Origin of the sequence: Pseudomonas chlororaphis subsp. aurantiaca (genome assembly GCF_013466605.1) — a bacterium.
In the GTDB taxonomy this organism is placed as follows: Bacteria; Pseudomonadota; Gammaproteobacteria; order Pseudomonadales; family Pseudomonadaceae; genus Aquipseudomonas; species Aquipseudomonas chlororaphis_I.
This window is the reverse complement of the sequence record NZ_CP059162.1, coordinates 256,234-281,547: the sequence shown is the minus strand read 5'-3', so window position 1 is coordinate 281,547 and position 25,314 is coordinate 256,234. Positions and strand designations below refer to the sequence as shown.

At 59.8% G+C, this 25,314-nt stretch carries 20 protein-coding genes; 16 read left to right on the top strand and 4 right to left on the bottom strand.

Going from position 1 to position 25,314, the window contains the following annotated elements:
* Positions 1 to 2: 2 nt before the first annotated feature.
* From H0I86_RS01205 to H0I86_RS01160, 10 genes are all read left to right on the top strand, one after another.
* On the top strand, positions 3 to 353 hold the full coding sequence (locus H0I86_RS01205) for a hypothetical protein (protein WP_124335919.1): 351 nt from the start codon (positions 3 to 5) through the stop codon (positions 351 to 353).
* A 240-nt stretch (positions 354 to 593) separates the two neighbouring features.
* On the top strand, positions 594 to 983 hold the full coding sequence (locus H0I86_RS01200) for a hypothetical protein (protein ID WP_180923568.1): 390 nt from the start codon (positions 594 to 596) through the stop codon (positions 981 to 983).
* Positions 984 to 1,388: 405 nt separating this feature from the next.
* Positions 1,389 to 1,805: a hypothetical protein gene (locus tag H0I86_RS01195; RefSeq protein WP_124335917.1), complete on the top strand. Its 417-nt coding sequence runs from the start codon at positions 1,389 to 1,391 to the stop codon at positions 1,803 to 1,805.
* A gap of 281 nt (positions 1,806 to 2,086) precedes the next feature.
* Positions 2,087 to 2,308, top strand: coding sequence for a hypothetical protein (locus H0I86_RS01190; RefSeq protein ID WP_028683873.1), 222 nt, complete (start codon positions 2,087 to 2,089; stop codon positions 2,306 to 2,308).
* A gap of 164 nt (positions 2,309 to 2,472) precedes the next feature.
* On the top strand, positions 2,473 to 2,898 hold the full coding sequence (locus H0I86_RS01185; RefSeq protein ID WP_081363011.1) for a hypothetical protein: 426 nt from the start codon (positions 2,473 to 2,475) through the stop codon (positions 2,896 to 2,898).
* A gap of 35 nt (positions 2,899 to 2,933) precedes the next feature.
* Positions 2,934 to 3,602: a hypothetical protein gene (locus H0I86_RS01180; protein WP_180923567.1), complete on the top strand. Its 669-nt coding sequence runs from the start codon at positions 2,934 to 2,936 to the stop codon at positions 3,600 to 3,602.
* Positions 3,568 to 3,993, top strand: coding sequence for a hypothetical protein (locus H0I86_RS01175; RefSeq protein ID WP_180923565.1), 426 nt, complete (start codon positions 3,568 to 3,570; stop codon positions 3,991 to 3,993). The genes H0I86_RS01180 and H0I86_RS01175 overlap by 35 nt, the downstream gene beginning before the upstream one ends.
* A 251-nt stretch (positions 3,994 to 4,244) precedes the next feature.
* Complete coding sequence (locus H0I86_RS01170; RefSeq protein WP_110176248.1) at positions 4,245 to 4,913, top strand: YajG family lipoprotein; 669 nt, start codon at positions 4,245 to 4,247, stop codon at positions 4,911 to 4,913.
* A 741-nt stretch (positions 4,914 to 5,654) separates the two neighbouring features.
* Positions 5,655 to 10,394 carry an RHS repeat-associated core domain-containing protein gene (locus H0I86_RS01165; RefSeq protein WP_180923563.1) on the top strand — a complete coding sequence of 1,580 codons (4,740 nt, stop codon included), beginning with the start codon at positions 5,655 to 5,657 and terminating at the stop codon, positions 10,392 to 10,394.
* Positions 10,375 to 10,725, top strand: coding sequence for a hypothetical protein (locus tag H0I86_RS01160; protein WP_180923561.1), 351 nt, complete (start codon positions 10,375 to 10,377; stop codon positions 10,723 to 10,725). The genes H0I86_RS01165 and H0I86_RS01160 overlap by 20 nt, the downstream gene beginning before the upstream one ends.
* A gap of 319 nt (positions 10,726 to 11,044) precedes the next feature.
* Here H0I86_RS01160 and H0I86_RS01155 read toward each other — a convergent pair whose 3' ends face one another.
* Complete coding sequence (locus H0I86_RS01155; protein ID WP_180923559.1) at positions 11,045 to 13,414, bottom strand: TonB-dependent receptor; 2,370 nt, start codon at positions 13,412 to 13,414, stop codon at positions 11,045 to 11,047.
* Between the two features lie 156 nt (positions 13,415 to 13,570).
* Between H0I86_RS01155 and H0I86_RS01150 the strand changes: the two genes are divergently transcribed.
* The gene (locus H0I86_RS01150) at positions 13,571 to 14,515 is read left to right on the top strand and encodes a LysR family transcriptional regulator (RefSeq protein ID WP_180923557.1); all 945 of its coding nucleotides are present in this window, start codon (positions 13,571 to 13,573) and stop codon (positions 14,513 to 14,515) included.
* A gap of 114 nt (positions 14,516 to 14,629) precedes the next feature.
* Positions 14,630 to 16,246 (top strand): alkaline phosphatase family protein, encoded by a 1,617-nt coding sequence (locus tag H0I86_RS01145; RefSeq protein WP_180923555.1) that lies wholly within the window; start codon positions 14,630 to 14,632, stop codon positions 16,244 to 16,246.
* An 89-nt stretch (positions 16,247 to 16,335) separates the two neighbouring features.
* Here H0I86_RS01145 and H0I86_RS01140 read toward each other — a convergent pair whose 3' ends face one another.
* On the bottom strand, positions 16,336 to 17,241 hold the full coding sequence (locus H0I86_RS01140) for a TauD/TfdA dioxygenase family protein (protein ID WP_028683879.1): 906 nt from the start codon (positions 17,239 to 17,241) through the stop codon (positions 16,336 to 16,338).
* Between the two features lie 183 nt (positions 17,242 to 17,424).
* Between H0I86_RS01140 and H0I86_RS01135 the strand changes: the two genes are divergently transcribed.
* The gene (locus tag H0I86_RS01135) at positions 17,425 to 18,345 is read left to right on the top strand and encodes a LysR family transcriptional regulator (RefSeq protein ID WP_063427753.1); all 921 of its coding nucleotides are present in this window, start codon (positions 17,425 to 17,427) and stop codon (positions 18,343 to 18,345) included.
* Between the two features lie 121 nt (positions 18,346 to 18,466).
* Here the strand turns inward: H0I86_RS01135 and H0I86_RS01130 are convergent, their stop codons facing one another.
* Positions 18,467 to 19,489, bottom strand: coding sequence for an ABC transporter substrate-binding protein (locus H0I86_RS01130; RefSeq protein ID WP_180923554.1), 1,023 nt, complete (start codon positions 19,487 to 19,489; stop codon positions 18,467 to 18,469).
* A gap of 415 nt (positions 19,490 to 19,904) precedes the next feature.
* Here H0I86_RS01130 and H0I86_RS01125 point away from each other — a divergent pair, with 415 nt between their 5' ends.
* From H0I86_RS01125 to H0I86_RS01115, 3 genes are read left to right on the top strand one after another with little or no spacing between them, the layout of a single operon-like run.
* On the top strand, positions 19,905 to 21,500 hold the full coding sequence (locus H0I86_RS01125) for an ABC transporter permease (protein ID WP_180923553.1): 1,596 nt from the start codon (positions 19,905 to 19,907) through the stop codon (positions 21,498 to 21,500).
* Positions 21,497 to 22,324: an ABC transporter ATP-binding protein gene (locus H0I86_RS01120; RefSeq protein WP_180923552.1), complete on the top strand. Its 828-nt coding sequence runs from the start codon at positions 21,497 to 21,499 to the stop codon at positions 22,322 to 22,324. The genes H0I86_RS01125 and H0I86_RS01120 overlap by 4 nt, the downstream gene beginning before the upstream one ends.
* Positions 22,325 to 22,338: 14 nt before the next feature.
* Positions 22,339 to 23,949 (top strand): arylsulfatase, encoded by a 1,611-nt coding sequence (locus tag H0I86_RS01115; RefSeq protein WP_180923551.1) that lies wholly within the window; start codon positions 22,339 to 22,341, stop codon positions 23,947 to 23,949.
* A gap of 215 nt (positions 23,950 to 24,164) precedes the next feature.
* On the opposite strand, the gene H0I86_RS01110 is transcribed toward H0I86_RS01115, so the two are convergent.
* Positions 24,165 to 25,238 carry a fatty acid desaturase gene (locus H0I86_RS01110; RefSeq protein ID WP_180923550.1) on the bottom strand — a complete coding sequence of 358 codons (1,074 nt, stop codon included), beginning with the start codon at positions 25,236 to 25,238 and terminating at the stop codon, positions 24,165 to 24,167.
* Positions 25,239 to 25,314: the final 76 nt, after the last annotated feature.

Sequence of the window (25,314 nt, the reverse complement as noted above, 5' to 3'; positions counted from 1 at the left end):
GCATGAGCACCGAAGCCTATAGAGCGTTCGCAGATATCGGCTTAACCCCAATCGGTTCATTGGAAAATACGGCCACTGTTCTCGGAGATATTCTTGGCATTACCTTCAAAGAAGATTATGAAGGCACGTATGACGAATATCCTGCCTTTCTAGCAAGCACGCCAACCCTTAAATATGCACTTCTAGGGACTCCACTCCCCGAAGATGATTTGCGCGAAGAACCATCTAACGAGTTCAATCTACTAGTTAGCTCTATAGGCGACAGCTCAGACCTTCCAGAAATTGACATATCAGAAAAATTAATCAGTCAACTGATGAAAAGTGCTGTCGTACAATGCTGGAGACTTAATTAAACCTACAAATAGCCATCTGAACACCAGTTAAATGATCACAAGTATTGACCTACAATACCGAAAATTATTATCCCTGGACCCAATCGAGCTGACGGAGCAGGGTTTAAAAACCATTAGTACACATCTAACACTCCCGGCGGGTGGGAACCCTTTTAGAGTACAAACTGATGATACTCAGCAAGGTTTCGCAACAGAAGCCATGTAGTTCACTCCACCCCCAAGACGATAAGGTGACAATACGTGGACTATAGAAAAATTATTTTAGAAGAAAACGGATCATTGCACTCAGTAGGCATCACATACGACATGGAAAACCCATCCATACGAATAAATTTAGAAAACTCAGAACACGTATTCTACGGAGACAACCTATTCTCTTGCTTTATTAAGCTAAGACAGAATTTCCCAAGAACAACTTTCTTTTGTAAAGGAGCCAAAAAGAACGTTTATCCTTCCAGAGCATCCTCGCAAATGTCATCAGGGCTAATGGCCTATGAACTACAGCTAGGAAAGCAAGCTCTTGGAGCAGACTTTGTAAATATTTTTGACTATGAAGATAAGGATCTCACAAACGATCCCGATATACAGTTGGTTTTCTTCAAGTCTTGGATGGCATCGTTGCATCGTTAAAATAAAAAAATACAGAAACACAAGTTTAAAACTGCCCCTAACAAAATTCGAAAAACAAATTCAGAAAAATTATTCCCCCTAAACTTCCTAGAGAATTTTCCTACAGAACGTATCGACTTCTGCCAACTTGTATAGCTTCTTTCACATGGCTAAGTTTTTACAGTCGCTGCAAAATCAGTGACCGGTTTTGACAGACCGAATATGATCAAGGAGCTTCACTATGAATCGAGCCACTCTTCAGGTAACGACTGTTCGAGTGAAGATGCCTGTTGCGGGTAGAGGCTATACACCAAACAAGAAGGACAAAGCTAACCTACTCTATAATGACAACATGAATAGGGCCGAAGTAAAACTTGACTCAGCAGGCCGCCCCTTTACAGCATTTCCAACTAAGATGAGGCTCTGATGTTATTAGATAAAGATTCAGGTACTCCTTGCCTGCCAACACCAGCATACTTTTTAGGTGGGTTTGATATTTATGACAGAGAGGAAACCCTAGGAGTTGAACTCGAAGCTTACGATCCGGAAAATCCAAAAGATCGTATCGAGCTGATAGAAAAATATTGCCTTAACAGATACGAAAAAATTTCATACAGACATAAATTTGTTCTTTTGAAAACTTTGGAAAATGCGTTACTTGATAAGAGCTTTGACTTTAAAAAGCTACTTGAAGATGATCCTGAGGAGTATTCGTCACTTCCATCAGGATGGGACGAAATGAGAAGTCCAAGAGTTTTTTTTGAGGAAATCTTTAGACTCGCAAGCGAAAAGTGGAAAGAAGATGTAGCCAGAGCAGCTCTTGAAGACCCATCGACCTGGTAAAATGCTCAGAGTGAAGCAAACCTCAATATTTATAATACTGAGGACTTCCACCACCGATTACATCATATGAAGCGTTTCTTAAACTTTTCATTTTCAAACCCTTTTATCCAAAATCAAGATCAAGCGTATACCAGATAAAACGCCGCGATTTTTCTTTCCTACAGAACGCATCGACTTCTGCCAAAATACGGAACGGGTGGCTCGCAACAACTCATCCCGAAACCGGGTAACCCCACTGTCATTAAAGTGGGTGAAGTCACTATTTTACCGGAGAAATAAAAGTGCTTACCGACCAACAGGCCCGCTTATCTCTCAAAGAACTGAGCGAAAAATACCTCAAGGGAAGAGACCCCGATTATGAACGTCTGATCGAAATCGTTGAGGATCCGTCGCGGCAAGTACCCATCAGAGGAGTGTTGGAAGACATTCGACGGTTCAATAACGTGCAGTTCACGCAACAAGAACTGGAACTGATCGATGAGCTTTTATATATGTATGGATAAGTAGCCTCCACGCTAATGCCTAACGCCGCGCTAGTCTATTTGGTGCCAGCCTCCCCGGAATGCTCCGGGGACCTCCTATCAACAGATGCATAAAGGGTTGGACGAAGAATTCAACAGAACCGATGTTCCAAGCCTATCTCACGTGCAAGAATTGGAGTTTCCCAATGAACTACTTAGCCAATGAAATCGATGCAGTACTCAAAGAACAAGAAATCGCCTATGAGAAATTATCCTCAGAAAACTTAACAAAACTAATCTCAGACATAAAAACAACCTTTTTCATTCAAGCAAAAGAGCTTGATCCGGCAAACATGATAAACCCTCAAAAAGAGCACGACCCTGACTTCTGGAGAAAAGTTGACCAACTGCAATACTTAGAGAGCCCAGTACTAATAGTTCGTGACAACCAAACTCATGCATGGGAACTGAAGACTTCAAAGGACTTAAAAACTCTATTTTCCGAGACCACCGGCTTCCCTTTTTGGATAACCGATGCAACACTTAATTTCCTAATATACGTAGACGACCACGACTGCGTGCACTTATCTCAATCATACAAAAAGAGCATCAACACAGTTAAAAATCAATAACACCCACTTCCAAAGACAAACCTTAACTAAAAACCATGTACCTAAACAAAGTTACCGAAACCGAATCCGCTTCATACATCGGAGGAAAACCAGCCCTTCCCCACGGAGTGAGCATCCCCAAGAGCCCAAACGGCAGCTTGATGAGCTTTTACTTCACTCTGCAATTTCCAGAGGCTCACTCACTACATGGCCACACACTAAGCATTTTTGCCGCGACTGACGACTTCAACGAAGACCATACGATTCCTGAAATGCTCAAGACCCCACTATTCGGGGCAACAATTCCTGACAGCTTCTTAAGGGACTACCAAAAATACTTTGCAGCCCTTCTTTTCAGGAATGAAGAAAAGACCTATGCGAGTGACTACCCGACACGGATCGCAATGACTCCTTTAGCGTTTAGCCACAGCAACGGCAGTGATGTGTTCGGTTGGGCTGGTGATAAGCCCAAGTGGCTCATGGGTGATGAGACACCAGCCCAGTACAAGGGAATGGCCTTGGACTTTTTATTGCAAGTACATGGAGAGCAATCATTTCCGATTATTGATACCGCCCCTGCACAACAAGAAATGGATATTTTTGGCAAAAGCAAGTCTCGAACAAAAAGAAACTATACGTTATTCAACCAGAACGAAATTTATTTCTTTGCAAGTAGAACAGAAGATGTTGATGATCGCGTCTACATCATCACTCAATGCGACTGATATAAAACTCAACCAGTCATACAGACCAATGAACTCACTGACACTCAAACAAAAAAGTATTATCCACAACTGCTTGCTCGACCTTAAAGACTCTTCCTCCCTGAACAATTCAAGCTTTCTACCGATAGCCTTGGACAAGCTCATAGCCTCAGAAGGTTTCGGTATAGAAATGTCTGGAGTCTTTATCAGCACTGATGAAGACCTTGAAAACATCCCCGAATACCTGAAAGAAGGAATAGCATTCGAGTTCATGGGCGAGCATGTAGTGCTTTCATTTTCTGACGGAGTCTCCGCCATCAGCAACTGGTGCGACAATAACGCCATGTCAGACCGTGAAAGCATTTTGCTAAAATGCGAAATACTGAAAGCAAAATTTTCAACGGAAGATTAATCAGTAGCCAACATCAAACTCGCGGCGATGACAGGGATGCTGAGACTGACGGGAACACTACCTAGCTGCCTCTGCACACTGCTCATGCTTCACCCGCTGCCCATGCTCGACGGGAATTCCGCTCACAAGCCAAGCCGTCTTTCACTACGAAAAAACTGTCGAACCTACTGCTCTCCCCGCCCCGCATTTGTTTATTCCCGCTGTCATCCGTCTAATCCCTATCCCATCCACCGCTGCACAACGAAGATCCCATGACTCGATACATGCTTTACCCGCTGTTCCTGCTTTCCATTCTGCTGACTGGCTGCGCCACCAAGCTCGACGTGGCGCTCAATGGCACGCCGGATCCGGACTATCCATTTGATCGGCAGGCGCCGGTGTTGGTGACGGTTACGACGGGGAATGATGAGAGTTCGCTGAATGCCCGGTATTACCTGCGCGACATGGTCAATGCCATGAAGGACCAAGGGTTCCGGGAGGTGTTCACCGAGGCGACGCTGCCGAAGAAACATGCGCCGATCAAGATGACGGTGACGCTGGATATCGAGAGCAAGCGGGTGACTTATCGCTATACCGCCACTGAGTATGGGCAGGTCCCGACCAGCACTTCCACGGTGTGCAAGGATGGCAAGAAAAAGGACAAGCTGGTCTGCACCAGTACGCCCAACACCAGTTATGGCCCGGTGGGCACTTCGGAGCGGACCGGCTACGCCAGGCTGACCACCTTTACCGTGACGGCCAGGGACGAGGCCAGCAAACGGGCGGTCTATCTGCTGCGGGTGTCGTCGCAGAACGACGATTGCCAGGACGCCAAGGTCGAAGCCTTTGTCGTTGAACAGGGTTTGCAGAACCTGGATTTCCGCGACCGTGTACAGCGCAATTACACGGTGACCATGCCGGATGGTTACAGCTGCAAGTAACCGTCTGTAGGAGCGGCCGGTCGACGCTCGGTTGACCGCACTGCGTCAGGCCAGGCGCAAACGGGACGGCTGCGCGGCTCGACCTGTGCCCCCATTTGATGGCCTGGCTGCTGCAGACCCAGGCGGCCGGCAGGGGCCTGGATCACCTCTGATCCAGTCCTGATGCCGCTCTGCCACTAGCGCGTAAAAACACGACTACACTCTCTTTCGCCAGACCATCGCGATGTTCGGTACCGGGCATTTGTGCCGCCGGGAAATGGCCAATCCCCAGGGTGCGCCGCCACCCGACTCCTGCAGGTCCCTGGCGCTGACCGGTCTTGATCAGGCTGCGATCTCGAGTCAAGGCGATACCACCGATCGCCACACGCGGTTAATGCATTACGGTGTAGGAGTTTGCGTGGCATTGCGCGAGGGACAAGGAATGTTCAAGGCATCCCGCCGGGCTTGCGTTGCCTGGCTTACAGACCCTCTGGCGAACCCTCACGCCCGGCAAAGGCACCCGTTGCCCCTGCACCCGCCGGCTCACAGCAGCGGTCGCAGGTCGTCAACCTGGCTTGTCACCCCGCCTGCAAAGGCCTCCCTTCAGTGTCTGTCGCCCCAGGGCGCTGTGCCTTCTGCCGATTCCCCGCTTGACCGCGAGCGCGGCAGACGCCTCGCCAGGCGCGCCCTGGAGCGCCATCGAAAGCCCTGCGGGTGTGCCGCATGAGATGCCGCCTGACCCCCTGACTCTGGAGCAACGTGATGGATCGCATTGCCGTAATCGAACAGCAACTGGATACGTTCAAGAACAGCCTGACGCGTTATCACGAGCAGCTCAGAGACTGGTATGCCCAAGCCTCGCAAGACCTTCTCTTCAAAAGGAGCAGGCCTTCCCTGCTGGCCATGGAGGCCGTGATCGGATACAGCGGCAGCCGCCTAACAGACTTTGAAAGTCCGCTCCTTTACATTGCTCGATGCCCACTCGAGGAACCTCTGCTGATCGAGAGCAAACTGAAATCGACCTATGACATTCCTCTTGGAGGCATCCAGGTCGAGGTGGTTTCTCTCTTGGGAGTTACACAGGCCACGCTGACGCTTGATGAAGAGGGCAAGGGACGTTTCCAGGGAACACCCGGCGAGTACTACAAGATACGCGTGCACAACGACGTGACGCCGGCAGACGTCGATGCCCTGTTTAAGGTCTATGACAAGCTTGGCAACGCACTGGAAAGCTGGCTACGTGAAGAGTGGGCCGGCTTCAAACCGCAGTGGCCAAAACAGTCGGTCTATACATGGCTGCACCCAGCACAAATGGGAATCTTTGCCGGGGACAGGGAAACCATCAACGGCGTCTGGCGCCGAATCAGGTGGATCCTCAACATCCTGAAAGATCCCAAAGGGCATTCCATACGGCTGGAAGATGAGGCGCAATCACTGACGAAGCTGGCAGAAACCAGGCCCGACGCCATGAAGCGGGCGATGCTACTGGCCAGCGATGAAGCCGCCCTGTTCCTGCTGGTACGCAGCGCCTCGATCTGGCTTAGCGCACTGCCACCCACCCAGTACACCCATACGACGGCCCTCACGATCTCTTCCAACATCATCTCGGCCTTGATCGACATGGTGCTGGCCGTCGTGCTGAACATTGCGTCCAGCGGGCTCGGGGATAGCTACCTGAACCGCCGACTGAACGCCAGAGGCGACTTCAATGCGGTGAATGACTTTCTTGCCGCCGTTTGTGCAACCACCGATTCCTATATCGAGCAGCTGGCGCAATACACGACCGTAGCCGCACGCGGTGTAACGACGCTGGCCAAGAACGGCCTGGTAAAACTCTACTTCGATGGCAAGCGCAACAGTCGACTAAACAGCCCGTCAGTGCTGCCCGACGCTTCCAGCCCGGCCACCACACCCGATCAGCAAATCAACGACGCCGCCAGTAATACCTGCACCAACGGTTGCCCGGTGTCCATGGTGACCGGCGAAGAACTGCTGACGCTGACCGACGGCGAACTGGATGGCTTGCTGCCCTTCAAGTGGACCCGCCTGTATCGCACCAGTGCCGCCGAAATCGACTGCGGCCTGGGCCATGGCTGGAGCCACGCCCTCGCCCAACGGTTGGAAATCCACGGTGACAGCGTCGTCTGGACCGACCACGAAAACCGCTCGACTACCTTTCCCCTACCCGACAAGCAATGCCCGGCCATTACCAATACGCTGTCACGGGCGGCGATCTTTCGCGGCGACGACCCCGCCGAGCTGATCCTGAGCCAGGCCGGCGAGACAGTGCAGCTCTTTCACTTTCGCTACAACAGTCAGGGTGCGACGCTGGTCGCCATCAGCGATGCCTATGACAACCGCCTGCATATCACCCGTGATATCCAGGGCCGCATCAAACGCCTCGACAATGGCGCCGGCCGCGCCCTGCTACTGCGTTATGACCGCACCCATATCGTCGCCGTCGACTACCAACAGTTCCTCCCCGCGGACACCCTGGAAGACAGCTGGAGCACGCTCAAGACCCTGGTCAGCTACCGCTACGATGCGCAACATCGCTTGGTGGAGGCCAGGAACGCGGCAGGCGAAGCCGAGCATTACCTCTATAACGAGCAGCACGTCATTCTCGAGCGGCAACTGGCGGGCGGGGCGAGTTTCTATTGGGAATGGGAACGCCAGGGCAAGCACTCCCGCTGCGTTCGACACTGGGCCAGCTTCGCCCAGGTAAGCCAGCGTTACGTCTGGGATGACCAGGGCGGCGTCACGGTCGTCTATGCCGATGGGAGCGAAGAGACCTACACCCATGACGGTCAGGCCCGGCTGATTCGCAAAGTCGACCCCACCGGCGCCGAGCACCTCAAGGCCTATGACGACAAGGGCCGGTTGATTGCCGAACAGGACCCGCTGGGCGCCATCACCGAATACCACTACGACGAGGCCGGCCAGCAGATCGCGGTGATTGCTCCTGAAGACGAGCCCATCACCTACGAGTACGAAAACGGGCTGGTCAGCGAGATACATTGTGGCCAGGCAAGCTGGGCGTATGAGTACAACGCTCAAGGCGATATCACCCGCCAGACCGACCCTGACGGCCACACCACCCGCTACAGCTACGATCGCCAGGGCCGCCTGCTGGAGATCCGTTATCCCGACGAGAGCCAACACCGGCTGGGCTGGAACAATCTTGGCCAACTGCTGGAAGAACAGTTGCCTGACGGTGGCCAGCGTAAATACCGCTACGATGCCCTCGGCCGGCAGATCACCCGCCAGGATGAACGCGGCGCCATCACCCAGTACCAATGGGACGCCGCCAACCGCCTCAGCCTGATCACACTGCCCGGCGGCGCCACCCGCGCCTTCAGCTACAACGCCTACGGCAAAGTCACCGGCGAGCGCGATGAGCTGGGGCGCATCACCCACTACGAATACGCCGACGGGCTGCACCTGGTCAGTCGACGCATCAACGCCGATGGCAGCCAGCGCAATTATCGATACGACAGCGCTCGCCTGTGGCTGACCGAAATCGAAAATGAACGCGGCGAGCAGTATCGCCTGGACTACTACCCCAACGGCCTGCTCCAGCAGGAAACCAGCTTCGACGGGCGCCGTACCGCCTATGCCTATGACCTCAACGGCAACCTGCTGAAGAAAACCGAATTCGGCGACGACGGCAGCGAGCTGGTCACCGAGTACCAACGCGACGCCGCCGGCCGGCTGCTGGTGAAAACCCTGGCCGACGGCGAAAAGGTTCACTACAGCTATGACACCCTGGGCCGCCTGGTCGGGGTCGACGACGGTCACTGGCCGCTGGCCTACGAATACGACCTGCAGGACCGGCTGATCGCCGAACACCAGGGCTGGGGCACCCTGCGCTACCAGTACGACACGCTGGGCCAGCTCAGCCGCTACCGCCTGCCGGACGGCAGCCGGCTCGACTACCACTACCAACCTGGGGGCCAACTGAGCGGCATCGACCTCAACGGCTCACGCCTGACCCGTCACCAGTACAGCGCCGGCCTTGAACAGCAACGCCAGCAAGGGCTGCTGCTCAGCCACTACCAGTACGACGACCAGGGGCGCCTGCTGGCCCATAACGTCAGCCAGCAAAACCAAAACTTGTTGAAACGCCGCTATTCCTACGACGCCAACGGCAACCTCGCAGGCATCGATGACAGCCGCAAAGGCAAGCACCGTTACCAGTACGACCCGCTCGACCGTCTGATTCACGTACGCGGCAACACCCCGGAAAGCTTCGCCCACGATCCCGCCGGCAACCTACTGGGCGGCGGCGATCACCCCGTCACCGATCAAGCCAATATCAAAGGCAACCGCCTGCTGATGCAGGGCGATAGGCACTTCGACTATGACGCCTTTGGCAACCTCAGCCGCGAACGGCGCGGCACCGGACAGAAACTGATCACCGAATACCGCTACGACTGCCAGCATCGGCTGATCGGTGTCAGCCTCCCCGGGGGCAGTACCGCGACCTACCAGTACGATGCCTTTGGCCGGCGCATCGCCAAAACGGTCGACGGCCGCACCACTGAATTCTTGTGGCAAGGCGAACGGCTGATCGCCGAAAGCGCCGAAAATCGCTACCGCAGCTACCTCTATGAACCTGACACCTTCCGCCCGTTGGCCATGCTCGACGGCGAAGGCCCACTCAAGGCCGAACCCTTTTACTACCAACTCGACCACCTCGGCACGCCACAGGAACTGACGGACTACAGCGGGGAAATCATGTGGTCGGCCAGGTATCGGGCCTATGGCAACCTGGCTGTGCTGGACATTGAGGAAATCGACAATCCGTTACGGTTCCAGGGGCAGTACTTCGATGCGGAAACCGGGCTGCACTACAACCGGCATCGTTACTACAACCCGGGTATCGGCCGCTTTTTAACACCGGATCCGATCAAGCTGGCGGGGGGGCTTAATAGCTATCAATACGTACCTAGCCCTACGGGATGGGTGGATCCATTGGGGTTGATGAGTTTAACAGGGTTCACAACCAAAAAAGTCCTCCCGGGCCTCGTAGGTAAAGTCATCCCCCTATCTTCCACGCTGAACGGCAAACGTGCGGAAATAATTGAGGCTTTAGCGGACGTTGTTCAACCTCATATAAAAGCAATAAACCAGCTTGATGGATACTCATTAGTTGGGTTCCGTGGTAGTTTGGCTCGAGGAAGAAAGGGGCCACATAAATTTAATGCCCCATTTAACCCATCAGACTTTGATGTTGATGCCTTCATAGTGAGTGACGAGCTTGCTGCAAACTTTGCTAAACGGCACCCATTTAGAAGTGGCAATCGTATTGTCAAAGTTTCAGAAATCCAAAAAGAAATTGATAAAGCCCTAAGACAGCGTTTAGAGTTCTCTGGACTTAGAGATGAACGTTTTACCTTCCGTATATTCACTCACAAGGAAATTGAAAGACTCCAGGAAAAAGGCGACTTTCAATTATTTTTTATTAAGCAAGGAAAACAGCATGAAAACCGTAGTCTATAGAGAGTTTGCAGATATTGGTTTAACCCCAGTCGGTTCACTGGAAAATACGGCCACTGTCATCGGTGATATTCTCGGCGTCACCTTTGAGAAAGACAAAGAAGGCATGTATGAGGAGTTCCCCGCTTTTCTAGCCAGTACACCAAATCTTAAATATGCACTGTTAGGAACTCCACTCCCTGAGGATGATCTACGCGACGCCCCCTCTGATGAGTTCAACTTACTTGTCACCCCTGTAGACGATGACTCAGATCATCCAGAAATTGATATATCAGAGCAGTTAATCAGCCAACTGATGAAAAAAGCGAATATTCAATGCTGGAAGCTTAGTTAACCAAACACTCAGTCACCCGTCAGTGACAACACCCACACAACAAAAACAGATGTTGTTTCTACTGCAGACATTCTCTCAAAACGAGGATTGCCAGAACGGCACAGTGGAACCTTGCTGGTGGAACAGGGGCCGCCGCCCCCGAACTTCCACGACTGAGTACAGCGCGATTACAGAGTCACCCTGCTTGAAAGCAAATGAACCGACTTCTTGTAGGAGCGGCCGGTAGACGCTCGATGGCTCGCGATAGCGTCAGCCCTGGCACACCGCGGCGCCTGCATCGCGGGCAAGCCTCGCTCCTGCAGAAGCACGGGTTATCCGGTTAGAAGTCGTAGCGGCCGGTCACGCCAAGGGTCCGTGGCGTGCCGAGCAGACCTTCATAGCCGCCATTCCCGCCCGACCACAGCGTGGTGTAGTAGGTCTTGTCGAAGGCGTTTTTCAGCCACAGCGACACGTCCCACTGTCCCTGCTCGTAGTTGCCACGCAGGCCGGTGGAGAGGTTGACCACCGCGTAGCTGGGGATCTGGCCGTAGTCGGAATCCTCGACGGTGCCGACGGCTTTGGAGCGGAAGGCGTAGCTGCCGGTGACGTAGGGTTCGAGGCCGTTGTCCAGGTTCCATTTGTATTCGCCGTTGGCGTTGCCGATCCATTTCGAGGCGCCGACCACCTGGTGCCCGCTGAGGTCGCAGGAGGCCGGGGCGCCCGGGCGCAGGCTGACTTCGGGCGGGCATGGCGCGTCCTTGTAGGACAGGTAACGCACGTCGTTGTAGGAGCCGTTGAGGTTGAGGGTCAGGCCACGGATGGGGACCAGCGTGCTTTCGATTTCCACGCCCCGTGAGCGCACCGAGCCGGCGTTGGTCAGGTATTGCACACGGTTGTTGGCGTCGTAGGCGTTGGTCTGGTAGCCGTTGACCTGGGTCCAGAACAGGTTGGCGTTGAGTTGCAGGCGCTTGTCCCACAGGGTGCTCTTGAAGCCCAGCTCGGCGTTGTTGGCGCGCTCGGTGCCGATCAGCAGCGAGTCGGCGCCAGCAGTGGGCGCCGAGCCGACCGCGAGGTTGACCCCGCCGGACTTCTCGCCGTGGGACAGGGTGGCGTAGCCCAGCAAATCATCGGTGAAGCGGTAGCTGAGGTTGAGCAGGCCCGAGGGGCTGGTGCTGTACTGGTTGAGGTCGCCGGAGTCGTAGGCCCCGGCCCGCCCGCGCCGCGCGGTGGCCGCGGCACCGGTCACTGCGGCGCCACCCACTGGCGCGTTACGGGTCACCCAGGCGCTTTTCTCTTCATAGGTACCGCGCAGGCCGGCGGTGAAATCCAGGCGCTCGGTGAGGTGCCAGGTGCCCTGGGCGAACAGCGCAAAGCTGTCGGTGCGGATATGCCCGTTGCCGATGCTGGTGACGTTGTTCAGGGCGCCGGTGGGCGTGCCGTTCCAGATGTCCGCCTTGGGTCCGTAATAGGCGAAGGATCTGTTATCGAGGTCGGAGCCGAAGTAGTAGGCGCCGAGCACGTAATCGAAGAAACCGCCGGTCGGTGACGCCAGGCGGAACTCCTGGGACCACTGCTTATCCTCCACCGAAACCCCGGCGTTGTAGCTGGCCGGCACATTGAGGCCGTCGTCGTTGCGCGGGGTGAAATCCCACCAGCGGTAGGAGCTGACCGAGGTCAGGGTGAAGTCGCTGGGCAGGGTCCAGTTGGCCTCCAGCGAGGTGCCGCCCTGGAACACCGTGACATGCTGGTCGTTGTCCAGGTTGACCTTGCGGTGTGTGCCGTCGACCAGGGTGGCGCCGGCCGCGGTGGCCCGCGACTGATACTGGTTGACGCCATTGATGGTCGGCCCGGTGCTGTACAGCACCCGGGTGCCGGCGCTGGAATCCTCTTCGTTGTAGTCGCCGATCCAGCGCAGGTTGAAGTTCTCGTTGGGCTTGAACAGCAACTGGCCACGGAAGCCCTGGCGCGAGCCGCCGTTGAGGTCATGGCCGTCGTGTTCGTTCTTGATATCGCCGTCGCTGCGGGTGCGATAGGCCGAAAAACGCCCGGCCAGCTCGTCGTTCAGCGGCCCGGAAATAGTGCCCTTGGTCTGGAAGTAGCCGTCCTCGCCCACCGAGGTCTCGATGCTCCGCTCGGGGGTGAAGCTCGGTGCGCGGGTGCTGATGTTGATCACCCCGGCGGTGGTGTTCTTGCCGAACAGCGTGCCCTGGGGACCGCGCAGCACTTCCAGCTGCTCGATGTCCATCAGGTCGAACACCGCCATGCCCGGCCGTCCCAGGTAGACGTTGTCGATGTACAGCCCGACGCTGCCTTCCAGGCCATCGCTGGCCGGGTTGTTGCCCAGGCCGCGGATCGACACGCTGGACTGGCGCGCGTGCATGTAGGCGACGTTGACGCTCGGCACCAGCTGCTGCAGATCCTGGATGCGATAGACCCGCTGGCTCTCCAGGGCCTGGCCACCGATCACGCTCATCGGCGTCGGTACGTCCTGGGCGCTCTCCTCGCGACGCCGCGCGGTCACGGTCACGGTTTCCAGCTGGCCGCTGGCGGCGGGCCGGGCGGCATTGGCCTTGGCCGGGGCCTCGGCGGGCGTTTCGGCGTCGGCGGCATAGCCGTGGGACCAGCCGGCGCTACCGGCCAGCAGCAGGGCCAGCGGCAGGCGCTTGAGCCGTCGGGGCGAAGTGGGGGAGACAAGGTTCAACGGGCTCATGGGCGGCTCCTGGGCAAAAAAAACAGACTGACCCGTATATTCTTTTAAGTTATTTATTTATGTTTTTAATAAGATTTACGGAATAATAGATTGCCTTTATAAAGAGTCGACCTAATGCATAGCCAATGCATTTCCCCGATATTTTCAATGTGAAAAATGCATATCGATCTGCGCCAGCTCCGTCACTTCATCGCCCTCGCCGAACAGCGCAGCTTTGTCGCGGCCGCCTTGGCGGTGAACCTGTCGCAATCGGCCTTCAGCCGCAGCATCCAGGCCCTGGAGCACAGCGTCGGCTGCCAGCTGGTCGATCGCGGGCGCAAGGACCTGGCACCGACCAAACAGGGATTGGTGCTGCTCGAACATGCGCGGCGGCTGGTCAGCGGCGCGCAGCAACTGGCCAACGAGATCAGCCAGTTCAACGGCCTGGAGGCCGGCGAGCTGCGCTTCGGTTGCGGACCGGCGCCGGCGGCGGGCTTGATCCCGCGGGCCATCGGCAGTTTTATCGGGCGTTACCCCAAGGCCCGGGTGCAATTCCAGGTGGATGACTGGCAAACCCTGGGCAATCGCCTGCTCAGCGAAGAGTTCGAATTCTTCGTCGCCGACACCCGGCAGTTCGAAGCCAACCCGGATTACCTGACCCAGCGCCTGCGCCCGCGCAAATGGCATTTCTGCTGCCGCGCCGGGCATCCGCTGGCCGAGCAGGAAAGCGTCACCGCCGCCGAGCTGATGAGTTACCCGCTGGCCGCGACCATCCGCCCACCGAACCTGCGCAAGGTGGTGGTCGATCTCAGCGGCCGGCCGGATTTCGTCCCGAATGTGGAATGCGAGAACAGCTACAGCCTGCTCGGCGTGGTGATGCGCTCGGATGCGATCGGCATCATCGGCGCCTACAGCGATGCGCTGCACAACGCCCGGGGCGAGCTGGTGTGCCTGAAGATCGAAGGCCTGGCCGATGACCTGGAGGAGCTGTACACCCGCTACGGCATCGTCAACCGCGCCGGCTACCGGCTGTCACCGCTGGCCGAGGCGATGATCGAGGAGATCAAGCGCACCGACGCGCTGGATGAGGATGTGTGTTCGCTGGAAAACTTCGCAGTCTGAAACACCGCACCTGTAGCCCATGCAGGTCGTGCATGAAAACCATGCGCCAAATGCGCTTGTCGTAACGCCCCGCGACAGCGAAAACCCTCACCTGTCTTTCGATCGGTGAAGCCCATGTCCAACCCCGTCCAACCCGTGCGCAACGTGCTGTACATCATGTGCGACCAGCTGCGTCGCGATTACCTGTCGTGCTACGGCCATCCCCATCTGCACACGCCGAATATCGACCGCCTGGCCGCCGCCGGCGTGCGCTTCAGCCGCGCCTACACCCAGGGCACCATCTGCGGGCCGTCGCGGATGTCGGCCTATACCGGGCGTTATGTCAGCAGCCACCAGGTGGCGTGGAACGCCGTACCGCTGCCCCTGGAAGAGCTGACCATCGGCGACTACCTGAGCCCCCACGGCATCCGCACCGCACTGGTGGGCAAGACCCACGCCACGCCCAACCTCGATGCCCTGCAGCGCCTGGCGATCGACCCCGAGAGCCGGCAGGCCGAAGCCCTCAACGAGGTCGGTTTCGAACCCTACCTGCGCCACGACGGGATCTTCCCCGACAGCCCGCTGTTCGACGATAAACGCGAGTCGGCGCCCTACACCCATTACCTGCGCGAACAGGGCTACGAAGGGCGCAACCCCTGGCATGACTGGGCCAACGCCGCCGAAGGTGAACAGGGTGAAATCCTCAGCGGCTGGAAAATGCGCAACGCCCACCTGCCGGCCCGCGTCCCCGAACAGCATTCGGAGACCGTCTACACCACCGACCGCGCCCTCGACTTCATCCAAGAGCAGGGCGAGCAGCCCTGGTGCCTGCACCTGTCCTATATCAAGCCGCACTGGCCCTACATCGCGCCGGCGCCCTACCATGCGCTGTACAGCGCCGAGCAGGTTATCGCCCCGGTGCGCGCCGCCGCCGACGAGACCAGCGACCACCCGGTGTACGCCGCCTTTCGCCAGCACCAGGAGAGCCAGAGTTTCTCCCGCGACGAGGTGCGCCTGAACGTGGTGCCGACCTACATGGGCCTGATCAAGCAGGTGGACGATCAGCTCGGGCGCCTGTTCGATTTCCTGCAAAGCAGCGGGCGCTGGGACGACACCCTGATCGTGTTCACCAGCGACCACGGCGATTTTCTCGGCGATCACTGGCTGGGGGAAAAGGAGTTTTTATTGGAACCGGCAGTGGGCGTGCCGTTGATCGTGCGTGACCCACGGGCGACGGCGGATATCAGCCGCGGCACGCTGGACGAACGCCTGGTGGAAACCATCGACGCCCTGCCGACCTTCCTCGACGCCCTGGGGTTGCCCGGCGCCGAACACCGGCTGGAAGGCCGCTCGCTGATCCCGCTGCTGCACGGCACGGCGGGCGACTGGCGCCGCTACGCCATCAGCGAATACGACTATGCGTTCCAGGCCCCGGCCCGCGAGCGCCTGGCCCAGCCCATCGACCGCTGCCGCATGACCATGGTGCGCAGCGAGCGCTGGAAATACCTGGCCTACGACGGCTTCCGCCCACAGCTGTTCGACCTGCACAAGGATCCCCAGGAACTGCACGACCTCGGCGCCGACCCGGCCTATGCGGCGGTGCGTGAGGAGCATCTGGGCTATCTGTTCGACTGGCTGCGCGGGCTGAAACGGCGGACCACCATCAGCCACGAAGAGATCGACCTGCGTGGACAGCGGTTTCGGTATGGCGAGCCGGAGGCGGAAAAGGTGGTGCAGATCGGGGTGTGGTGAGGCGCTGGCTTCAAGGGCCTCATCGCGATCCGACTTGCCCGCGAAAAATTTCAAACCCACCACACACCCTGTAGCCGCGACGACCTCCGTCACAGCCCCTTGATGGTCTGGCTACGCTGCCCGTGCACACCCACCGGCACGTCGCCCTTGAGGGTCACACGGCGTACCACGCGGTCCTGGGTGCCGTAGTCGTCGACCGCGTAATGCTGGGTCGAACGGTTGTCCCAGATCGCCACGTCACCGGCGGTCCAGCGCCAGCGCACGGTGTTTTCCAGGCGGGTGACATGGCTTTGCAGCAGGTTGAACAGGTGCGCCGAATCGGCCTGGCTATAACCCTTGATGCGTTTGACGAAATGCCCGAGCACCAGGCTCTTCTCGCCGCTCACCGGGTGCACGCGCACCAGCGGGTGTTCGGTCTCGTAGACGGTGGAGGTGAACACCTTGCGATAGCGCTCCAGCTTCTCCGCCGACACGTCCGGCTTGGCCCCGGCGTAATCGTATTCGTTGCTGTGCACCGCCCAGAGCTTGTCCGCCAGCTCGCGCAGCTCCGCCGGCAGTTCGTTGTAGGCGGTGGCGGTGTTGGCCCAGACCGTATCGCCCCCGGAGGCCGGGGCCACCACCGAGCGCAGGATCGAGGCCTTCGGGTAGGCATCGACGAAGGTCACGTCGGTGTGCCAGGAGTTGGCGCGCTGGCCCTCGGCGCCGTCCAGTTCGAGCAGGTAACGGGTGCCGTCGCGCACCGGCACGGTGGGGTGCGCCACCGGCTCGCCGAGCAGGTGGGAGAAGGCTTCCTGGCTCTGGTCGTCGAGGTGGGTCTGGCCACGGAAGAAGATCACCTTGTAGTCCACCAGCGCCTGCTGGATGGCCTCGACCGTGGCGGCGTCCAGCTCGCCGGAGAGTTGCACGCCACGGATCTCGGCGCCGATACGGCCGGCCACCGGGTGGATCTCAAGCGCATGAACAGCGGGTTTAACGGCTAGTGCGGCATTGCTCATCGGGTCGACCCTCGTCTGACTGCTTACGGTTGAGCGGCAGCGAAACAACGCTCTATCTATATTCACTTTAGATCTAATAGATATTCACATGCTTCGTTGACGGAATAAGAGCTTGCATTTAAAACCTCATTCCTCACTCGTCGCAAATGCCTTCGGGCTATTTTTCGGATGCCGGGAAAGCATATGGATCTTCGCCAGTTGCGTTACTTCATCGCCCTCAACGAACACCGCAGTTTTGTCCGCGCGGCCGACGCCATGGGCATCACCCAGCCGGCCTTCAGCCGCAGTATCCAGGGCCTGGAGCAGGAGTTCGGCTGCGTGCTGGTGGACCGTGGCAACAAGGATTTGCGCCCCACGCCGGAAGGCCAGGTGGTGTTGCAGCACGCCCTGAGCCTGGTGCAGGGCGCGGCCTTGCTGAGCAGCGAAGTGACGCAGATGACCAAGCTCGACGCCGGCGAACTGCGCTTCGGTTGCGGCCCGGCGCCGGCGGTGAAACTGGTACCCGACGCGGTGGCGCAATTCACCGGCATCCACCCCAAGGTGCGCATCTGCCTGGAGGTGGATAACTGGGAAAAACTCAGCCGCAGCCTGAGCCGCGAAGAGATCGAATTCTTTATCGCCGACATCCGCCATTTCGAGGCCGACCCGAACTTCCAGACCCAGCCCCTGACGCCCAAGCGCGGGGTGTTTTTCTGCCGCCCGGGGCACCCGCTGCTGGCCAAGGAAAGCCTGTCGACCAATGACATGTTCGACTACCCGCTGGCCACCACCCTGATCCCCCCGGGGATCCGCAAACTGCTGGCCAATCTCAGCGGGCGCATCGACTTTTCCCCGACCATCCAGACCGAGCACTTCCCGGCGCTGGTGAAGATCGTGCGCCAGTCCGACGCGATTGGCGTGGGCACCGAAGAGGCCTTCGTCGAGGACATCGAACAGGGTTCCCTGGCGCTGCTGCACTGGCGCAACCTGCCGCAGAACATCGAGAGCATGAACGCCCGCTGCGGCATCGTCAGCCGCACGGGATTCCGCCTGTCGCCGGCGGCCCGCAAGATGATCGAAGTGCTGGTGGCGGTGGATCGGCAGCAGGTCAGTATTGCGTCCTAGCGAGCGCAGCGCTGGATTCAAGGGCCTCATCGCGGGCAAGCCTCGCTCCTACAGAAGAAGACCGTGAGCTTCTGTAGGAGCGAGGCTTGCCCGCGATGACGATCTCAGCTGCACCCCGGGCTTAAAGCCCCGCCGCCGCCAACTGCGGCGCCACCCATTCGCTGACCTTGAACGGCTTGCGGATCAGCCGCTGCTGCGCGGCCAGGTCCACCGCGTCCTGCAGTTTGCCGAGAAACACCGGGTCCAGGGTCGAGGGGAAGATTTCGCTGAAGCGCTGATCCTTGAAGTCCTGCTGCAGCACCGCCGGCGGGTAGCTGGCCAGCCCCGACACCAGCTCGATATAGGCGTCCTTGTTGCTGTCCTGGGTCAGCCACTGCACCGCCTGCTGCTGGGCCTTGAGCAGCTTCTCCACCACCTCGGGATGGGCATCGACGAACGCGCCGCTGCCCACCAGCACCGCCTGCACGCTACCCGCGCCGCCCAGGTCCTTGGTGTTCAGCGGCACCTCGGCCAGGCCCTTGGCCTGCAAGGCATTCAAGTTGGAACCGCCCCAGGTAGCATCGATCTGCTTCGCCGCCAGCGCCGCGACCGCCGCGTTGAAATCCAGGTTGATGATCTTCAGGTCCTTCTCGCTCAGCCCCTGGCTGGCCAGCGCGGCATCCAGCGACAGCTGCGTGGCCGTGCCGCGGAACACCGCGACCCGCTTGCCCTTGAGGTCCTGCAAGGTCTTGATCCCCGATCCCGGCACCACTCCCAGGTACTGCTTGACCCCTCGGGCCGTGGCGCTGAGCAGGCGAGTATCCAGGCCGTTGGACTTGCCGATGATCGCCGCCAGGTCCCCCAGGTAGGCCAGGTCCACCTGACCGTTGGCGAAGGCCTCGTTGATCACCGGGCCGGCCCCCTTGAAGTAGTTCCACTGGATGCTGATGCCCTGGTCGGCGAAGGCCTTTTCGAAGATCTGCTGCTGACGCAGCACGTCCGTCACCCCGCCACCGCTGTGCTGGGTACCGGCGCTGAGGTCCGGCACGGCGATGCGGATTTGCTTGAGCTCATCGGCCTGGGCCAGCAGCGGCAGGCATCCCAGAAGCCCCGCCAGGGCCGGCGCGGCGAACAGACTGAGGACGCGTTTGAAGGGAAGGTTCATAGGTGTGGCTCCTGGTTGCGACGGGCATTGAGGAGCAGAAGGTAGGCCCAAGGCGGTCCAAGCTTTAAATACTATAAGTTCACATTTTAATAACTCGTTCGAATAAACCAGCCAGGACGCGGCTCTGCGCGGCGCATGCATGGACAGCATCGAAAATATTCTCCAAATGCATTGGATGCAGCGTGCCTGGAGGCCTTAAATGGCCTCTCTTATCTCCCAATAGCATCGATATAACTTTTTATATAACCAAAATACGACTCTGTAGGAGCGAGGCTTGCCCGCGATAGGCCGCAGGCCAGTTGTGGTCTCGAGGACGCCATCGCGGGCAAGAACTAGGCGTCCCCCCTGCTCCTACAGAAGAAAGAAGCAGAAGCAAAAAAGATGCAGCACAACCACCCGACAACGGAGATCGTCCATGGCCCGTGTTTCCCTTCTCAGCTTGCCGTTGGCCGCGCCCGCCGATAAGCCGCTGTCCTGGCCGCGTATCCACCGGCGGCTGTTGCCCTGGTTGCTGCCCCTGAGCCTGTTCGCCCTGTGGTGGCTGGCCAGCCGCAATGCCTGGATGAGCGAGCAGATCCTGCCGGCGCCAAAACTGGTCTGGAGCAGCGCGCTCGAGCTGGCCGGCGGCGAGCTGTGGAGCCATCTGGCGATCAGCCTGCAACGGCTGGCCTGGGGCCTGCTGGCGGGCATCGGCGCCGGCGCCCTGCTGGGCGCGGCACTGGGTTCCAGCCGGCGCCTGGAACGCCTGGTGTTCCCGACCTTCGCTGCCCTGGCGCAGGTCCCGACCCTGGCCTGGATCCCGCTGTTCATGGTGTTTTTCGGCATCGGCGAACTGCTCAAGCTGGTGGTCCTGGTCAAGGCCATCGTGGTGCCCGTGACCCTGCATACCCTGGTCGGCGTACGCGACGCCCAGCCCAAGCTGCGCGAAGCCGCCGCCGTGCTGCGCCTGCCGCCGCTCCTGTTGATCCGCCGGCTGGTGCTGCCCGCCGCCCTGCCCGCCTTCATGGCCGGCGTGCGCCTGGCCCTGGCCGCCGGCTGGACCTCTCTGCTGGCGGTGGAGCTGCTGGCTTCCAGCGAAGGCATCGGCTACCTGATGGTCTGGGCGCGCCAGCTGTTCATGCTGGATATCGTCTTCGTCTGCATCGTGGTGATCGGGGTGATTGGCGTGGCCATGGACCGCGGCATCGGCCTGCTGGACAAGGCCCTGGTGCACTGGCCGCACCCGGCCATCGCGCAGATCCGCCGCGGCCCGCGCTACCAGGGCTGGCAACGCCTGCAACCCTGGCTGCTACCGCTGTTCCTGCTCGCGCTGTGGCAAGTGGCGAACCAGCTGGAATGGGTCGACGCCAACATTCTGGTGAGCCCGCTGGCGGTGCTGCAAACCACCTGGAACGGCCTGCTCGACGGCAGCCTGTCCGGCGGCCTGGGCCTGAGCCTGCGGCGCACCCTCGGCGGCCTGCTGCTGGGCGGCGGCCTGGGGTTTGCCCTGGGCCTGCTGCTGGGCCTGTCGCACCTGAGCGAACGGATTCTGGGCCCTACCCTGGCGGCGCTGCGGCAGATCGCCATTTTCGCCTGGGTGCCGCTGCTCACCGCCTGGTTCGGCCTCGGCGAGCTGGCGAAATGGGTATTTGTCGCGCTGGCCGCGTTCTTCCCGCTGTTTATCGCCACCCAGCGCAGCGTCGCCCACCTGTCGCCGCAACTGACCGAGGCGGCGCAAGTGCTGCGCCTGAACCTCTGGCAACGCCTGCGCCGCCTGGTGCTACCGGGCGCCGCGCCGGGGATCTTCGCCGGGCTGCGCCTGAGCCTGATCTACGCCTGGCTGGGGACCATCGGCGCGGAATATTTCATGCCGTCCAACGGCGGCATCGCCAGCCAGATGATCGGCGCCCAGCAGCTGCTGCGCATGGACCTGATCCTGGCCGGCATGCTCCTGGTGGGCCTCACCGGCGCCCTGCTCAACCTCATTGGCCAACAGCTCGAAACCCGCGCCACACGCTGGAGACACGCATGAACGCACTCGTACCTTCCCCCATCGTCAGCTTCAACCAGGTGGGCAAGACCTTCGAGGTCGCCGGCGGCGAACTGGAAGCGATCCGCGAATTCAACCTGGAGATCGCCGAGGGCGAATTCGTCGCCATCGTCGGCTCCAGCGGCTGCGGCAAATCCACCCTGCTGCGCCTGCTGATCGGCCTGGACACGCAGTTTCGCGGCGAGATCCGCGTCGACGGCAAGGCCGTCAGCGGCATCGGCGGCGAACGCGGCATCGTGTTCCAGGAGCACCGCCTGTTCCCCTGGCTGACGGTCGAGGAAAACATCGGCCTGGGCCTGGTCAACGAAGCCCTGGGCGCCAGCGAACGGCAAACCCGCATCGCCGACTTCATCGAACTGGTGGGCCTCACCGATTTCACCCGCGCCTACCCGCACCAGCTCTCCGGCGGCATGGCGCAACGGGTGGCCATCGCCCGCGGCCTGGTGGCCAGCCCGCGCATCCTGCTGCTGGACGAACCCTTCGGCGCTCTCGACGCGCTGACCCGCCAGCAGATGCAGGATGAGCTGCTGGCGATCCGCGAGCGGGCCAGGATCACCACGGTGCTGGTCACCCATGACGTCGAGGAAGCGATCTTCCTCGCCGACCGCGTGGTGGTGATGGAGCCGCGCCCCGGCCGGATCAAGCGGGTGGTGGACATCGCCCTTCCCCATCCACGCCAGCGCAGCAGTTTCGACTTCCACCAGCTGCGCGAAGAACTGCTCCACGAACTGACCAGCGACGATCACTACCAGGTGCCTTTGCCCGCCCAGATCCGTGACCTGCCACTGGCCTTTATTGCTTGCTGATAAGGAGTGAATAGATGCCGCAACGTCCCAACTTCCTGGTGATCCTGGCTGACGACCTGGGCTTTTCCGATCTCGGTGCGTTCGGCGGTGAAATCGCCACGCCGAACCTCGATGCCCTGGCTTTCAACGGCCTGCGCCTGACCGATTTCCACACCGCGCCGACCTGCTCGCCGACCCGCTCCATGCTGCTCACCGGCACCGACCACCATATCGCCGGCATCGGCACCATGGCCGAAGCCCTGACCCCGGAACTGATCGGCAAGCCGGGCTACGAGGGTCACCTCAACGACCGCGTGGTGGCCCTGCCCGAGCTGCTGCGCGACGCCGGCTACCAGACCCTGATGAGTGGCAAATGGCACCTGGGCCTGACCGCCGAGCTGGCGCCCCATGCCCGCGGTTTCGAGCGCTCGTTCTCGCTGCTGCCCGGCGCCGCCAACCACTACGGTTTCGAGCCGACCTACGACGAAAATACCCCGGGCCTGCTCAAATCCACCCCGGCGCTGTACATCGAGGACGACCGTTTCATCGACGAGTTGCCCAAGGACTTCTATTCCTCCGACGCCTTCGGCGACAAGCTGCTGCAGTACCTCAAGGAGCGCGACCAGACCCGTCCGTTCTTCGCCTACCTGCCGTTCTCCGCGCCGCACTGGCCGCTGCAGGCCCCCGAGGAAGTAATCGCCAAATACCGTGGCCGCTACGACGCCGGCCCCGAAGTGCTGCGCCTGGAGCGCCTGGAAAAGCTCAAGCAACTGGGGCTGATCGAGGCCGATGTGGAACCGCACCCGCTGCTGGGCCTGAGCGCCGAATGGGCGGCCTTGAGCGAGCAGCAGCACCGGGTTTCCGCGCGGGCCATGGAGGTCTACGCGGCGATGGTCGAGCGCATGGACTGGAACATCGGCCGGGTAGTGGACTACCTGCGCAAGCAGGGCCAGCTGGACAACACCTTTATCCTGTTCATGTCCGACAACGGTGCCGAAGGCGCGCTGCTGGAAGCCTTCCCCAAGTTCGGCCCGCAGCTTTTGACCTACCTCAACCAGCACTACGACAACAGCCTGGACAACATCGGCCGCGCCAACTCCTACGTCTGGTACGGCCCGGCCTGGGCGCAAACCGCCACCGCGCCGTCGCGCCTGTTCAAGGCCTTCACCACCGAAGGCGGGATCCGCGTGCCGGCGCTGGTGCATTACCCGCAGCTGTCGCTCAAGGGCCGGATCAGCCATGGCTTCGGCACGGTGATGGACATCACCCCGACCATTCTCGACCTGGCGGGGGTGCGGCATCCGGGCAAGCGCTGGCGCGGCAAGGAAGTGGCGCCGTTGCGGGGCAAGTCGTGGCTGGGCTTCCTGTCCGGCGAGACCGCGCAGGTGCATGACGAACACACGGTCACCGGCTGGGAACTGTTCGGCCGCCGGGCGATTCGCCAGGGCCAGTGGAAAGCGGTGTACATCCCCGGCCCCGTGGGCCCGGCGGCCTGGCAGCTGTACGACCTGAGCCAGGACCCGGGGGAAATCCACGACCTGGCGCAGAGCGAACCGGACAAGCTCGAGGCGCTGATCGGCCATTGGCAGCAATACGTGGACGAAACCGGAGTGATCCTCAGCGCCTCGCCGTTCCAGCCGGATTGAGGCTGTAGCCGCTGCCGAAGGCTGCGATCGGCCGGGACGGCCGTGGCGATCTTGAAATCGCCAGAGGTCCTGCGGACCTATCGCAGCCTGCGGCAGCGGCTACAGGGTTGTGCGAGGCGCCGGGGATTGCGGCGTCCGGGTAATCGTGATCGCGGGCAAGCCTCGCTCCTACAGAAGCAGAGGCTTGCCCGCGATTGGCCCTCAAACGCGATCCATCACGCCCTGACGCCCCGCACCACCTGCGCCGCCGCCTGCTCCTTGCGGGTAAAGCGGTTGGCCCGGCCGAAGGTGCCGAAATCGTTGAAGCGCACGCCCATCTCGGCCATCACCTTGTGCGCCACCGGCGCGGTCAGTTGGCGGATATAGAAGGGTTCCTTGACCACGAAATGGTGGATGCCGTGGGTGCTGCCGAAGTTGAAGCAGAACGCCTGCAACGGCCACAGCCACCAGGGGTTGAGCACCTGGGTCTGCTGGATCACGTTGCCCGCTTCGATGTCGCCGTAGTAGTGCATGTTCGAGCTGACGAAATGCAGGCAGAAGGTGCGCAGCACATTGGGGCCGATGATCACCACCACGGCGATATCGATCACCTGCATCACCGCCAGGGTGTCGGCCGACCAATCGATGGGCGAACCCAGCAGCGCGGCGACGCCATTGGCGGCGTGGAAGCCGAGAAACACATACCAGGCCCCCCAATGCAGCAATGCCAGCGGTGCGTACACCTTCAGGGTGCGCTTGAGGATGTTGAGCTTGTGCGCCCAGGTTCTGGCGCGCAGGGTGCGGATCAACGACGACATGACATTGTCGCCAACCATCAGCAGGCGGGCGAAACCCCAGGGCTCGCCGTTGGTGATGGCACGCTCCTCCATGTCGGCCTCGGTGCCGGACACCTTGTGGTGATTGAGGTGCAAATGGCGGCGGATCCAGGGATTGATGGTGCTCGGCCGCGCCAGCCAGACCAGCGCCAGCATCAGGTTGTGGGGGACGCGCTGCTTGCGGAAATACATGCTGTGGATCAGGTCGTGTTCCAGCTCGTGGGTCAAGGAGGCGAAAAATGCGTTGAGCAGCAGGCAGGCCCACCAGGCCATGTACCCGCCGATGTAGAGCGCCGCCGTGCCGATCATCCCGGCCAGGGCCAAGGCCAGGATGCCCGCGCCCAACGCGTCCTGATGCTTGAGCAGCGGGTAGCGCTCGCGCAACTCGACGCCCCTGGCCAGCACCACCTCACGAATATGCGCCGATCGTTGCTGAGCATTCAGCCGGTCGGGACTTGCAGAAGTACCGTGCATGCTTCCATCCTCTGGTTATTGATGTTCGCATCCTGCCCTGCGCCCGCGCGCCGGGCGCTAGCCGCGGACGCCAACC